This window comes from Bradyrhizobium sp. P2_E8 (genome assembly GCF_056403875.1).
This window is the reverse complement of record NZ_JBFUES010001676.1, coordinates 1-893: the sequence shown is the minus strand read 5'-3', so window position 1 is coordinate 893 and position 893 is coordinate 1. Positions and strand designations below refer to the sequence as shown.

The window sequence follows — 893 nt, the reverse complement described above, 5'->3', positions numbered from 1 at the left end:
GCCTGGTCGGCCAGATGCATGACCACGCCGCCGGAGGTTCCGGCGCCGATCACGTACGGATTTTTGCACTGGGACCGCGCCGCGGCCTCGGTGCGGGCGCGGTCGGCCGGGTTCTGGAACGAAGCAAGACCCCAGCGGCCGACGATCTCGTCGGCGCGGATGCTCGCCGGCATTTCCGGGCCGGTACCGGGTTCGGCTTCGGGCGGCGGAGACGACGACGAGAAGGACGGCAGGCTCATGCCGCCGCCGCAGGCGCCCAGCAACAGCGCCAGAGAAGACGCGGCCGCCAGATTGGCTACCGTGCGCGCGCGAGCTGAACTGATCATGGCATTCCCCCGAACAAGACCATGGCCGCACCCCTCCCGCAGCCAAGCGCAAAACCGACGCCGGGGCAATGACGTCCTTTGATACGCCGGCGCCCCGAACACGTTTCCAATGCCACCATCCTATATCCGCCTCACCAATCGCTTAACCACCTTTGCTTGACAGGATCGCGGCCAAGCCATATTTCCGGGCGCACTATTAGCACTCGGAAAGCCCGATTGCTAAGCGCACCGTTCGATCCTCGGGAAGAGGACGGACGGAAGCGCCGCCCCACCCACTTCATTACTTCCGAAGCGAGCCTCCAAAGGGAAACGTCATGGCTAAATCCAAATTTCGTCCGCTGCATGACCGTGTCGTGGTCAAACGTATCGACGCCGAGGAAAAGACCAAGGGCGGCATCATCATTCCGGACACAGCCAAGGAAAAGCCCTCCCAGGGCGAAGTCGTCGCCGTCGGCCCCGGCGGCCGTGACGAGACCGGCAAGCTGATCCCGATCGACCTCAAGGCGGGCGACCGCGTGCTGTTCGGCAAGTGGTCGGGCACCGAGGTCAAGATCGACAACGAAGAGC

The 893-nt window shown here is 64.3% G+C and carries 1 protein-coding gene and 1 pseudogene; one reads left to right on the top strand and one right to left on the bottom strand.

Annotated features, from left to right (window positions below; genetic code table 11):
- Positions 1-326, bottom strand: a pseudogene (locus AC1D00_RS43175) (hypothetical protein); the annotation flags it as partial.
- Positions 327-640: 314 nt separating this feature from the next.
- Here AC1D00_RS43175 and AC1D00_RS43170 point away from each other — a divergent pair.
- A partial coding sequence (locus tag AC1D00_RS43170; protein WP_477014931.1) for a co-chaperone GroES occupies positions 641-893 on the top strand: 253 nt, incomplete at its 3' end.